At 62.3% G+C, this 12,101-nt stretch carries 10 protein-coding genes; 1 reads left to right on the plus strand and 9 read right to left on the minus strand.

What is annotated here, in order from left to right; translation table 11 throughout:
* The 9 genes from FHW69_RS06250 to FHW69_RS06290 all read right to left on the minus strand — a co-directional run bounded on the left by FHW69_RS06250 (position 1) and on the right by FHW69_RS06290 (position 11,339).
* Positions 1 to 822 (minus strand): carbohydrate ABC transporter permease, encoded by an 822-nt coding sequence (locus tag FHW69_RS06250; RefSeq protein ID WP_183422112.1) that lies wholly within the window; start codon positions 820 to 822, stop codon positions 1 to 3.
* Complete coding sequence (locus tag FHW69_RS06255; RefSeq protein ID WP_183422308.1) at positions 819 to 1,640, minus strand: sugar ABC transporter permease; 822 nt, start codon at positions 1,638 to 1,640, stop codon at positions 819 to 821. Before FHW69_RS06255 ends, FHW69_RS06250 begins: the two co-directional genes overlap by 4 nt.
* A 53-nt stretch (positions 1,641 to 1,693) precedes the next feature.
* Positions 1,694 to 2,980 carry a sugar ABC transporter substrate-binding protein gene (locus FHW69_RS06260; protein ID WP_183422113.1) on the minus strand — a complete coding sequence of 429 codons (1,287 nt, stop codon included), beginning with the start codon at positions 2,978 to 2,980 and terminating at the stop codon, positions 1,694 to 1,696.
* A 2-nt stretch (positions 2,981 to 2,982) separates the two neighbouring features.
* On the minus strand, positions 2,983 to 4,464 hold the full coding sequence (locus FHW69_RS06265) for a glucoamylase family protein (RefSeq protein ID WP_183422114.1): 1,482 nt from the start codon (positions 4,462 to 4,464) through the stop codon (positions 2,983 to 2,985).
* Between the two features lie 212 nt (positions 4,465 to 4,676).
* Positions 4,677 to 7,697 carry a TonB-dependent receptor gene (locus FHW69_RS06270; protein ID WP_255494549.1) on the minus strand — a complete coding sequence of 1,007 codons (3,021 nt, stop codon included), beginning with the start codon at positions 7,695 to 7,697 and terminating at the stop codon, positions 4,677 to 4,679.
* Between the two features lie 231 nt (positions 7,698 to 7,928).
* On the minus strand, positions 7,929 to 8,951 hold the full coding sequence (locus FHW69_RS06275) for a LacI family DNA-binding transcriptional regulator (protein ID WP_343203974.1): 1,023 nt from the start codon (positions 8,949 to 8,951) through the stop codon (positions 7,929 to 7,931).
* Between the two features lie 252 nt (positions 8,952 to 9,203).
* A complete protein-coding gene (locus tag FHW69_RS06280; RefSeq protein WP_183422116.1) occupies positions 9,204 to 10,793 on the minus strand; it encodes a PepSY-associated TM helix domain-containing protein in 1,590 nt (529 codons plus the stop codon).
* 4 nt (positions 10,794 to 10,797) lie between these two features.
* Positions 10,798 to 11,064, minus strand: a complete 267-nt coding sequence (locus tag FHW69_RS06285; RefSeq protein ID WP_183422117.1) for a hypothetical protein — start codon at positions 11,062 to 11,064, stop codon at positions 10,798 to 10,800.
* Positions 11,064 to 11,339: a hypothetical protein gene (locus tag FHW69_RS06290; RefSeq protein ID WP_183422118.1), complete on the minus strand. Its 276-nt coding sequence runs from the start codon at positions 11,337 to 11,339 to the stop codon at positions 11,064 to 11,066. Before FHW69_RS06290 ends, FHW69_RS06285 begins: the two co-directional genes overlap by 1 nt.
* Positions 11,340 to 11,647: 308 nt before the next feature.
* Between FHW69_RS06290 and FHW69_RS06295 the strand changes: the two genes are divergently transcribed.
* Positions 11,648 to 12,082, plus strand: coding sequence for a hypothetical protein (locus tag FHW69_RS06295; RefSeq protein ID WP_183422119.1), 435 nt, complete (start codon positions 11,648 to 11,650; stop codon positions 12,080 to 12,082).
* Positions 12,083 to 12,101: the final 19 nt, after the last annotated feature.

The raw sequence follows: 12,101 nt of genomic DNA on the forward strand, positions 1-12,101 counted from the left end.
TTATCCCTTGACGCTGCCGAGCAGCAGGCCTTCGAGGTAGTAGCGCTGAAGTGCGAGGAACAGCACCAGCACCGGCAGAATGGTGACCACAGAGCCCGCCATCATCAGCTCGCTGTCCTGCACGTGTTCGCGCGACAGTGAGGCCAGCGCGATGGGCAGCGTGTAATGTTCCTGACCGGTCAGTGCAATCAGCGGCCACATGAAGTCATTCCATGCGGCGAGAAAGGTGAAGATGGCCAGCGTCACCATGATGGGCTTCAGAAGCGGCATCACGATAGTAACGAAGATGCGCATTTCACCCGCACCGTCGATGCGTGCGGCTTCCATCAGGTCATCGGGGATGCCGCGCGCGTACTGACGCACGAGGAAGATACCGAAGATGGTCGCCATCGCAGGAACGATCACGGCGCCGTACGTGTTCACCAGACCCAGATACTTCAGCAGCAGGAACAGCGGCAACATGGCCACCTGCGCGGGAATCACCAGCGCACCGAGCAGGCCCTGGAAGAGACGCTCGCGCCCCCTGAACTCCAGCTTCGCGAAGGCGTAGCCGGCCATCAGGTTGAATGCGAGCGAGATCGCGGTGATGGCCGTCGACACCACAAGGCTGTTGATGAGATAGCGGCCCATGCCCGCATTGGCGAACAGCTCGCGGTAGTTCGCCCACGTGGCGTGGTGTGGAAGCAGCGGAGCCGGAAGCGAGCTTGCTTCGCCCTGTGTCATGAACGATACGGAGACCATCCAGATCAACGGAAGCAGCGCGATGACGGCGGCGGCGGTCAGCAAGCCATTGATGATGGCCTTGGCCATGCGCGGGTTCATGCTTCATCTCCGCGACGGGACAGGCGCAGCATCACCGCTGTGACGGCGAACATGATGATGAAAAGAAGGAACGCCACAGCCGATGCGGAGCCGAGGTTCCACCATTTGAAGCCTTCTTCGTACATCAGGTACAGCACGCTGGTGGTGCTTTGCAGCGGGCCACCTTCCGTCATGACGTACGGCTCGGCAAACAGCTGGAAATAACCGGACACCGTGAGGATGCTCACCATCACCATGGTGGGTTTGAGCATGGGCAGTGTGATGTGCTGGAACTGGCGAAGCGCCGATGCACCGTCGATTCGCGCGGCTTCGTAGAGGTCCGCAGGAATCGCCTGAAGGCCGGCCATGAAGATGATCATGTTGTATCCGAAGTTCTTCCACACGGCGAACAGGATGATCGTTGGCATGGACCAGTGCGGATCACCCAGCCAGTCGATGGGCGCGATGCCGATGCTGTCCAGCGCGGCGTTGACCAGGCCGTATTTCGTGTTGAACAGATACCGCCAGATCACCGCAACGGCGACCACGGTGGTGACCACGGGCGCAAACAGCGCGGTACGGAAAAATGGCTTGAAGCGCGCAAGCGGCGAGTTCAGCAGCATGGCTGCGCCCAGCGATGCCGCCAGCGACAGCGGCACGCCTACCACCACGAAGTAGACGGTATGACCCAGCGCAGACCAGAACAGGGGACGATGCAGCAGCGTCCAGTAGTTCTCCAGGCCGATGAAGCGCAGGTTGCGGATATCCGCCAGCGCATAGAGGTCGTAATCGGTAAGGCTAAGCAGCAGCGCGGCAAGTACGGGCAGCAGGAAAAACATGCCCAGCACGATCAGCGCGGGCGTCAGGAACAGCCAGGCGGCGCGCGTGGTCGTCACTTTTCGTTACTCCGGGGGTGATCGAGAATCCAGCGACGCTTTTCAAGAATGGCGTCGGTGCGGCGATCCAGTTCCGTCGCGGCGTCATCCACGGAGATCTTGCCGCTGGCCGCTTCGGCGGCGAGCAGCTGCATTTCCGTGACGATGCGTTCCCACTCGGGAATGGGTGGCGTGGGTTTCACGCGCTCCAGCTGATCGCGGAATGCGGCGGCTTCCGGATCGTTGCGCAGCGCATCTTTCTCCCACGACGAACGACGTGGCGGCATGTCGCCAAGAATCTCGTAGAAGCGCGCCTGAATATCGGGACGGGAAAGAAACTCGACCAGCGCCCATGCGTCATCCTTGTGCCTGGACGCACGGAAGATCACAAGGCTGGAACCACCGGCATTGGATGCACCCGGACCATTGGGGCCCGGCAGTGGCGTGGTCGACCAGTCTTTCTGCTGTTCCGCCGGCAGGCGCTTGCGGAACTCACCAATGTTCCAGGGACCGGACAGATAGAACGTGTAATAACCCTGGCCGAACGCAGCCCACGGATTGCCGACGCCCACGTTGGTAATCAGCGGGGCCTGATGCTGCTTGAACGTATCGACATAGAACGTCAGCGCACGCTTGAACCCCGCGCTGCGGAAGTTGCCGTAGCGGTTGTTGTCCCGCAGAGGCGCGTCGTCCTGCTGCAACACCAGCGACAGCAACTGTTCAAACTCGTTGGTCGGGAGAAGCACACCGTAGGTGGTGCCAACCGGCTGGCTGAGCCTGGCCATCATCGTGCGCCACTGTGCCCAGTCACGCGGCGGATGGTCGTAGCCTGCTTTGGCGAGCAGATCCTTGCGATAGAAAAGCAGGCGCGTATCCACGTACCAGGGCACGCCATACAGCGTGCCGTCGATGACGTTGGTAGCCCAGATGCTTGGGAAGTAGTCATCCGGCTGGATGATCTTCGAGGCATCCACGCGCGACTGCAAAGGCTCGATGGCCTCCAGCGCGGCCATCTCCGCAACCCAGGTATTGCCCAACTGGGTGAGGTCTGGCGTGGAGTTGCCGGCAAAAGCAGTAAGCAGCTTCTGGTGGGCAGCAGTCAGCGGCAACTGTTGCACGCTGACATGCAGCCCGGGGTGTTCGCGCTCAAATTCTGGCAGCAGCTTTTCCACCGCCTGGCCTTCGCGGCCGATGGTCCAGAAATTGAGCGTGCGCGTGGAGTCTTCTTCTTTCGCGCATCCAGCAAGCATCATGGCGCCGGTGAGGGCCAGCACCATGATGCTGCTCGATCGAACGTGGCGCATTTTCATTTTGCGTCGGCGCCCTTCTCAAGCCAGCCGCCGGTGAAGCCCGCGCGCTCCAGGCCCTTGCGGACATACGGGTTTTTCTTCATCACGTTCCAGACGAAGTCGCTACGATAGTTCTCGATCATCAGCACGATCGGGCCCTGGTCGATGCCCAGGTGCACGGTGTCGAACCAGCCCACATCGGGAACCAGGCGACCGGTGCGCAGATCGGTCTGCGTGTGGAAGCTCAGGTTGAACGCATCGACGAAGCCGTACTTGGTGAATGCGTACTTGCCGTACTTCGACTTCATTTCTTCCAGCGCGGGAATCACGATTTCCGGAGCGAATGCGATTGAGCCGCCCGCTGCCGTGGGCACGATGGTGCCGTCGTCGGAGATGTAGTCGATGCCGGCGCCACGTGCGGTGTAACCGTGGAACGTGCGCTCGGTGTCGCCCTGCTTGACGATCAGGCCGCCGGGGCCGTTGCTGGCCGTGAGGCCCCACACGTTCTTGCCGTAGCCCGTCCACTTGCCCGGATTGGCCACCGCATAGGCCTGCTGCGAGTACGCCGCGCGACGGCTGTTCTCGAAGTAGTCCAGGTTGTGCTCACGGCTCCAGGCATCGCGAATGCCGCGGAAGTCGACCCACGTGTGGCTGTACTGGTGACCGAACATCGGCGCGAAGCCAAGATGGGTCTGGCCGTAGAACTCGCCCCAGGTCTTTGAATAGGTCGCCGACCAGGCGCTCCACGCGTCATCGCCAATGGGATGCGTCGGCGAGCCAAGCGCCAGGATGTAGACGAGCATGCCTTCGTCGTAGCCCTTCCAGTCGTGCTCGATGAACTTGCCGCCCGGCGTCCAGCCCATGCTGATGAGCGGCGTGCGCTGCTGTGCCCAGGTCCACTCCACGCGACGATAGATGTCGTCGGCGAGTTTGCGGATTTCCTGTTCCTGCGCGTTGTCGCGGTCGTAGTAGCTTTGTGCGAACAGCACGCCGCCAAGCAGCAGCGTGGTATCGACTGTGGACACTTCCACCCAGCGCGCAAAGCGCTTGCCGGTCTTCATGTCCAGGAAGTGATAGTAGAAACCGTGGAAACCGGTGGCGTCATCTTCCGAATCGTTCTGTGCCGATTCGTTGAAGAAGCGCAACGTGGTCAGCGTGCGTTTTGCCGCTGCCTCACGCGTGACATACCCGCGCTCAACGCCCACGCCATACGCGGTGAGGCCGAAGCCCACCGAGGCGATGGAGGCGAACGAGTCGGTCGGGTAATGGTCGGGAATAAGGCCATTGGAGGTGTTCGCACTGTCCCAGAACCACTGGAACGTCCGCTTCTCAAGATCGTCGATCATCGGCGGAACCGCATGCACTTCTTTCAGTGCCGACGCCGTAGCCACCTCCTTTCCTTTTTTGGCCGGTGTCTTGGCGTTGGCGACCAGCGGTACTGCGCAGACGAGCAGCGCGCCGAGGGCGAGGGAAAGATGCTTGAGCTTGTTCGCGATCATGGATGGATCCTAAAAAACGATGCGAGCCGTAACCCAATCTAAGTGGGCCGCGGCGGTGAAGCCTCCAGAAGGGAAGAGTATGCGAGCCAGCCGTGGCACGCACGTAAACGTTTACGCCGAAGGGGCGAATAAAGGGCCCTCGCGGGCCCTTCTTTGATACGGGTGTTACCTGGTGGCTCCGCCGGGGAGCGCCGGAGCCACCAGTTGCTACATCAGAACTTCAGACCGACCGTGAAGCGGGCCGTACGCGGCAGGTAGGTGATGTTGCCGACGGTGTTGTACTGCGCACCGTTGGTGTTCAGCACGCCGTTGGAGCCCCAGTTGGTCAGATAGTCGCTGTAGTTGTGCCAGTTGAACACGTTCAGGATATCGAAGCGGGCGTAGAGCTTCGTGTCCTGGTCGATCACGAAGTCCTTCGTCAGCTGAAGGTCGATATCGCGGTAGCCCCAGATGTCGCCACCGACCAGGAACTTCGAACCGTGCGGCGTGGCCGACACCGGCAGGCAGGCGCTGCCCGTGTTCGGGTCGATTGCACCGTAGCAGGCGATGTCATTCTTCGGCAGCGGGGTCGCCAGGGTCAGCTTCAGCGAGCCGGAGATGCCCCACGGCAGGTCCATCGTGCCGGTCGCCACGAAGCGGTGCTTCGCCACGGCATCGGAGGTGATGAACGGATAGTCGTTGATCGAGGCTTCGTCGAACGAGTAGTGCTCGGCGATGGCGCGGTTCTGCTTGGCGTGCGAGTACGTGTACGCCAGGCTGGTGCTCCAGCCAGAATCCTTCGTGTACGGCTTCTGGGCCGACAGCAGGACCTGGGTGGTGCGCGTGGCGATACCGTTGTTGCCGATGATCAGGCCGCCGAGGTTCGGTACGCCGTTACCCCAGGGCTGGCTGCCGGATGCGTTGAAGAACGAGCCGTTCGGGTAGCGGTTGCCCAGGGTGAACACGAAGCCGTCGCGGGTCAGTACGCGGGTGACCGTGGCGTCGGTGAGCCACTCGCCAACCGTGTTGGACATGCCGAGGCTGAACTGGTCCGAATACGGAGCCTTCAGCTTGTTGTTCAGCATGTCCACTTCCTGGCCGGAGTTGCCGCCCTGGAAGAGACCCTGCAGAACCTGCTGGCCACCGAGGTAAGCCGGGTTCCAGGGGATGCAGTTCGACGCGCCGGTGTCGCACGGGTGACCCGGGGTGTTGAAGAACAGCGTGGTCTGCGGCAGCGAGAGCTTGGTCTGCTCGACCTGCAGGTAGTCATACAGGTTGCGGTCGTACGCACGACCGGCGCCACCGTGGATCACGTGCGCCTCATCGGCGAACAGATCGTAGGAGAAGCCCAGACGCGGCTGCCACTCACCACGGAACGCCTTACGGTTGTTGCCCGTGCTGATGTAGTCGTTCACGTTGACGCCGCCCTTGGCCAGCGACTCGGCGTAGGTCTGGCCAGCGGGCGCGCCTGCGTACGGGTCCTGCGAATTCAGGGCGTCGATGACGCGCTGCGGGGTCACGTAGTTCAGGTACGACGGGGTGACTTCGTAGTCCCAGCGAACGCCGAGGTTCAGCGTCAGGTGGTCGTTCACTGCCCAGTCGTCCTGAGCAAACAGGCCGTACTGGCGCGAGGTCGTCTGGGCGATGCCCGTCTGGCCCGGCAGGTTCTGTGCGTAGAACACCTTCCACGGCGTGGTCGAAGCGCCGACGCCCGGGTTCACGTCATAGAAGAACTGCGGGTTGTTGGCGGCAGCGTCCTGTGCGGTCAGTTCGATGGACTTGAACTTGTAGCCCAGCTTCACGACGTGATCGCCCTGCCACTGCAGGTCGTTGAACGTGAAGGTGTCGGAGATCGTGGGACCTTCCTGTGCCTTGTTCTGCGTCGCGCGCGGATCGGACGAGCCCGTCGAGATGATCAGGGCGTCCTGCTGCGGCTGGTAGGTGTAGTTGAAGCCGTTGGTGTCGTTGATCGGCGTCGGCTTCACGAAGGCGTTCTCGTACGAGAACATCAGTTCGTTGAACCAGCTGTCACCGCTGTGCTGCCACTTGAAGGTGGCGCGCGTGTCGTGGTTCTTGTTGTCCACGCCGGCCGATGCCGTCAGGCCCGAGCCGATGCCCTGGCGCTGGGTCTCGCGACGCACCTGGGTGCTGACTTCGATACGGTCACGATCCGTCAGTTCCCAGTCGATCTTGCCGAAGTACAGCTTCTCGTTGAACGGCAGGTTCGACGAACCGAGCTGCGACTGCACGTCCTGCGGCAGCAGGGCTGTGACGTTGGCGTTGTTCACCGGGTTCGGGACGACCGAGATCGGCGTGTCGAACTTCTTCTCTTCGTAGGCGAGGAAGAAGTGCATCTTGTCCTTCATGATCGGGCCGCCGACGGCGAAACCGTATTCCTTGGAGGACGAAGGGGTCTTCTTGCGGGTGAATTCTTCGGTCGCCGTCGGCGCGCGGAACGCGTCGTTGGTGTAGGTGCCGAACACTTCACCGTGGAATTCGTTCGTGCCCGACTTGGTCTCGGCCGTGATGGCCGCGCTCGACACCTGGTCGTATTCGGCCTTGTAGTTCGAGGTGATGACCTTGTACTCGCCGATGGCGAGCTGCGGGAACGGGTTGCCCTGGCTGGCGTTCTGGCCGGACACGCCGCCTTCCTTCACGTAGCTCTTCTGGCCCACGCCGTCGATGTAGACGTTGGTCGAGCTGTCGTTCTGGGCACCGCCGCGCAGCGAGGTGTTGCCCTTCGCGTCGATGTTGAAAACCATGCCCGGCACGGTGTCGGCGAACTCGAGGAAGTTGCGCGATGCCTGCGGGATCGTGGCGATCTGGTGCAGCGAGATGGTCTGGCCCACTTCCGGCGTTTTCACTTCGGTCATCGTGGTGGCGGCAACCGTCACGCCCTGCAGCGAGGTGGCGTCAGCGGCGTTGGCCGTCGAGGCAGCTGCGGCTTCGGGCGTCAGGTTCAGCGTGGCGGTCGATGCGACCGTCAGCGTGACCGTCTTCTCGGTGCCTGCGCCTGCGTCGACCGAGTACGTACCCGGAGACAGGCCAATGATGCTGTAGGAACCATCGGCGCCGGCCGTGGTGCGACGGGTGGAGCCCGTGGCAACGTTCTTGGCGGTAACCGAAGCGGACGGCGTTGCCTTACCGCGCAGGTTGGCGTCAGCCGACTGTGCGAAGGCGCTCATCGAGGTCATTGCAGCGGCGGCAACGCTGGCAGTGATCACGCTGGCAAGGACTTTCTTCTTGATCTGCATCGAGGCTCTCATTGTTCCCCTCTCCCAAAAAGTTTCTGAAATGTTGTTTCGACGCGACTGGCTCTGAGCACGGGTGCTGACGTCGTTGTCGTTGTTTGTGAAGCTGTTTTCTTTTCCGTGTCTCAAAGCCGTCCCATGTCGCGGTACAGCGGGTGTCGCGCGTCCCTGGATCTACTGCCTTCCTGTAAACGTTTTCACCGACCGGCGATACCTTGCCGGCCGGTCTTTCAATCAGAGTTGCCGCTTGGAGGGTTCGCCGCCGCCGCAGGAGGCGCGTATCACCAGTTCGGTGCCTACGGTCTCGCGGGGTATGGGGCCATCTTCGTCGGGGGATTCGATGATTCCGGCCAGGCGATCCAGCGCCTTGGCCCCCAGTTCGGCGATCCGTACGCGGACGGTCGTCAGCGGGGGCGACACGTAACGTGCCATGGGAATGTCGTCGAATCCGGATACGCCAATATCCGTTGGAACATGTACGCCGGCTTCTTCCAGCGCGGACAGACAGCCGATGGCCATCATGTCGTTCGCAGCAAAAATCGCATCGGGGCGGGGTGACATCGCAAGAATCTGCTGACCTGCGTGGTAGCCCGATTCCTCCGTGAAGTCGCCCGGGAGCACACAGATCGTGTCGGCCTTGCCCGCGGCACTCAGTTCGTCGCGGTAACCGCGGGCGCGCTCCTGCACGTCGTGGTTGACCTCGGGGCCGGCGATGAACGCAATGCGCTGGCGGCCGTGGTCCAGGAAGTGCCGGACCATCGTGCGGGCGCCGCCGTAATCATCCACATCGAGGACGGCATGGCGATCCGACTTCACGTGGCTGTACATCAGCACGGTGGGCAGGAGGATCGGCAGATTGTCGTCCAGGAAGACCTGATCGGCGTGGGGCGACATCACCAACAGACCATCGACACGGCCCTGCATGGCGCGCAGGGCAATGGCCGCCTCGGTGGCGTCGCCATGCGAGCTGGACACCAGCAAATACAGGCCACGCGCACGTGCGGCGATGTCGATGCCGCGAATCAGTTCGGAGAAGAACGCGCCATGCAGATCGGGCAAAAGCGCGCCGATGGTCTGTGTGCGACGGGTGATGAGGCTGCGGGCGGCGCTGTGCGGTACGTAGCGCAGGCGCGCGGCAACTTCCCGGATACGCTTCTGCGTTTCCGGGGTAACACCCCCGTGTCCATTCAGGGCGCGCGACACCGAGGCCACCGATACGTTGGCCATCTTCGCGACGTCTTTGATGGTGACACTCACGCTGGTACGCCTGCCCTTACCCCTGCCCAACCGGGCTGTCGGCGCGGAACGTAAACGTTTTCACATGAACTTGTAAAGCGTGCTAAATCAACCGCTTGCTGCACTGCGGAAGGATGCCCCTGGCACAGGGGTGAAATGAGATTACCCCGTTAAGAAATCATTTTAGCTCAAGAGCTTGCGAGGCAATTCTCAAATGCTGCGATGCACCACGCGATTTCGTGCGGCGTGCAACTTCATGAACAAGCTGCCACGTCAGGCAACATGCTCGACCAGCTTTTCCGGGGCACGGCCAGATCCCGCCCATACGCTATTCGGGTCGCCTTCGATTGTGCGTCGGCGGGTCGCCACAGCCAGCCATCCGAAGCCAACCGCCATGGCGATGGCGACGGCATCCACGCCAGCCACGGCCCACTCACCTTCGGCCATGGAACGTAGCAGCCGATCGTGGTGCAGCGTGATGTCCAGAACGGCCGTGGCGAGTGACAGGAGGGCGGTGGCCCATAGAAGCTCAACCGCTGCGCGGGCCGGGCGGCGCAAGAGGGTCCAGGCCACGGCTGCCGCGAACACGCCGAAGCAAACCGGCTGCACCACCGCTTCAGGACGGGAGCCCAGGAACGGGGACACCACGTTGGCGACGAAGGCCGCGGAAATGGCCAGGCACGAACCGATACAAACGCCTACAGTGGCTGTAGCCATGGCCCGCACCTTCAGCGGCTGGTCGGCCTGGCGGCGCTTGCGGCGGGTCTCGATATACAGAAGGTTGCCCGAGTAGAAGAGGAACGCGCCGGCAAGGCCCAGCAGGAAATAGAGCCAGCGCACGGTCACATTGCCAAAAGTGCCGAAGTGCAGGCCAAACATGCCCGAATACGTGGCGTGGTTGGCATCGCGCTTGCCCGCCACCTGGATCGCCAGCACTTTGCCGTCCACGGCGCTCAGCGCCACCATGCCGTACTCGCCCAGCGTTTTGGTGGAGGTGCCGCGCACTTCGGCGCCCGCGCCTGCATCGCCGTAATGTTTGTAGCTCATGTAATCGGGCTCGAAGTCCGCCGCGCCAGCTGCCAGTGCAGCCTGACGCGCACGCGCAGCCAACTCCTGCGGCGACAGCATCACGGCCGGGCGACCCAGTGGTTTGATGTCCGGCATGGCGCTGGTCATCTGTTCGCTGGCGGGCGCCAGCTTGCCGTCGAAGGCCAGCCTGTCGAACGCCAGCAGCGTCACCAGCGACAGACACAGCAGCGCGCCGGTTACCGCAAAGATGATGTGGAACGGAAGACTGAGAATGCCGATCACGTTGTGGGCGTCCTGCCACAGGCGCTTGAGGTTGTGCCCCGGCCGCAGCGCCGCCAGTTCGCGAACCAGGTGCGGCAGGTGGATCAGCAGTCCGGTGAGCAGCGCCAGCCCATAAATGATGCTGATCACACCCATGAAGTAGATGCCTGCCACCGGAATGCCGAGCGTGTAGTGCAGCTCGTAAACGAAGTCGGCAAGGCCGTGCTCGTGATCTTCACTGGATGTCGGCGCGGCGTCGGTCAGCGACTGCGTCTTCCATTCCTTGTCGAACCAGTAAGCAGCGATGTGGTGCGAGGGGTGGTTTCCGGGCAACGTGACGCCAATCTGTTCTTTCGCTGCCGGCGACGTGGCCACGATGCCATCCAGCATGCGATGCGCCCGATCCATCGTGTCGGCAGCAGCTTCGCTGGAGTGCGGCACGGCCCAGACGTCGATTTCGTCGTGGAACATGGTCAGTGCGCCGGCATAGAACGCGATGAAAAGCGCAAAGCCCGCGAGAAGCCCCGTCCAGGTGTGGACGGTGGTGAACGTACGGATCGTGGCGGCTTTCATCGGATCAGAGGCCCGGGAGGGTGTGCTTCAGCGCCCACAGGAGGGCGAACGCGCCGACATTGGCGACGGCCAGCCAGCTCCAGGCACGCAGACCACTGGGAAACAGATACGTGGCGGCCATGATGCCGGTCCACAGTGGAAAGAACGCAAGAATGGTGAATGGCATCACCACCGATGCACTGGAGCCCGGCCATGCCCAGATGGCACAGGAAATCAGAAGCACGGACAGCGGCAGTCCGAGCACGATGCCAGCGAAGCAACGCGCGAGCATCAGGCGCGCCTCCGTTCGCGGCTGGCTGCCGGTCGAATCCACCAGACCAGGTAGGGCAACGCCACGGCGGCCAACATGGCGGCACTGAGTGTGGCGAAGAAGCCGGGCAACCCGCGTTCTTCCGCAGCCCAGAACGCCACGGCAAGCACGGTCAGAGCGGCCCCAGCAACGCGCCATGCCCGGGACAACGGCTTTTGCCGGAGCCGCTGAGTGGGCAGCGTCAGGTAGACCAGGGTCACGGCGACGAACGCCATCGCACAGGCAAGGAGGTTCATGGGCGCCGGAACTCTGGGAAGGTTTTCTAATTGATAATTATTAGCATTCGCTGAGGCGGGGTCAATGTAACCCACGTGGGGTCATCGTTTGCCTGCCTGCACGGTCGGCTCGCCGAAAGGGTGCCGGGTGGGCTCTTCGCCTGCTCAAGTTTTGACCAAACCGACCGCTGACTGAATAGCTGCGTATGTAAAGCTGGCGTTAACCAGGTTCGTTAAAATACAATTAACCACGCCGTATTCATTGAGATGTCAGTCACTTAGACGGCATCCGCTGAACGAAATCCAGTAACTAACTGATTTGTAACGACATGCACCTCTCTGTCCTCATCAGCGTGATCCTCGCCACCATCGCCCTTGTTGCGATGTCGGTGAAGCGTATCCCCGAAGGCAAGGTGTACAGCGTGCGTCGCCTGGGTCGTCCGGCTGCGCTGTTGAGCGCCGGTACCCACGTTGTGATGCCGGTGATCGATCGCGTGTCGCACAAGATCGACCTCAATGGCCAGATCCTGCACTTCGACGGCGGCACCGTGTACTGGCAGGTGCTGGAGCCGGAGCGTGCTGACGCCGTGATCGACCACGCCACCGACCTGATCCGCACGCGCGCCCAGGCCGCGATGCGCGATGCCGTCGCCCACGCCGTGGATCGCAGTGCCACCGGCAAGCTGCTCAAGCAGGTCATGAACGGCTCGCTGCGGGACAACGGCATGCTGGTCACCCGCGTCGAACTCGACGCCGTCGCCTGATCCGGCTGGCGTCAGGCCC

Source organism: Luteibacter sp. Sphag1AF, from assembly GCF_014192715.1.
Classification (GTDB): Bacteria; Pseudomonadota; Gammaproteobacteria; order Xanthomonadales; family Rhodanobacteraceae; genus Luteibacter.